Origin of the sequence: Pseudomonas avellanae BPIC 631 (genome assembly GCF_000444135.1) — a bacterium.
In the GTDB taxonomy this organism is placed as follows: domain Bacteria; phylum Pseudomonadota; class Gammaproteobacteria; order Pseudomonadales; family Pseudomonadaceae; genus Aquipseudomonas; species Aquipseudomonas avellanae.
Map to the genome: position 1 here is coordinate 1 of NZ_ATDK01000530.1, position 655 is coordinate 655.

Sequence of the window (655 nt, forward strand, 5' to 3'; positions counted from 1 at the left end):
ATCTTATCAATAGCTTAGCTTGCAGGTTATGGGTAACTTATTTCGAAAACAGTACACTAGGGCTCGCCATGCTTTTTTCGATCAATTGCACGGGTTTGTCAGCGGTAACCGGGGCCGTTTCGCAGTCGCGGCAGGCGTAGACTTTGCGGATGTGTTTGATCACGCGGATCTGCATCGGCACGATTTCCAGCTGTTCGCTGATTTCTTCGCCGATGGAGTGTTTGCGGCAACCGCAAACACAGGTCAGTTCGTGCTCAGGCAGTTCGTGGATGATTTCGGAGCGGGGCAAGTCGGTAGGGCATTGGCTTGCGCTTTCCACGACGCTTGGTCGGCCCGACCACCTCTTCATCTACTTCTTCGGCAGCGGGTTCAGCAAGACTTTCGGCTTCGTTGAAAAGAGCCAACTGCGGTGTTGCTAGATCGATTGTCTGCTCGGATTTACGCCCGAAGAGGCGCTGACGCAGCAGCGCATTTTCTTCTTCTAGATGAACGATCTTGGACTTCATCTGAGCAAGTAATTGCTTGAGTGCAGTCAGGTCATCGGGAAGGTTTTCGGGCATGGAAATCATGCCCTGGATTATACCGGGCGGTTTCAGAGGCTGAGTGCAACACCCGGCTATTGAGTTAGGGATGGACTCTCATGATGCTTGGACAT

Annotated in this window: 1 pseudogene; it reads right to left on the reverse strand. The window is 52.4% G+C overall.

Annotated elements, in window-relative coordinates:
- Positions 1-49: 49 nt before the first annotated feature.
- A pseudogene (locus DW49_RS1000000129130) lies at positions 50-569 on the reverse strand (transposase); the annotation flags it as partial.
- Between the last annotated feature and the right edge of the window lie 86 nt (positions 570-655).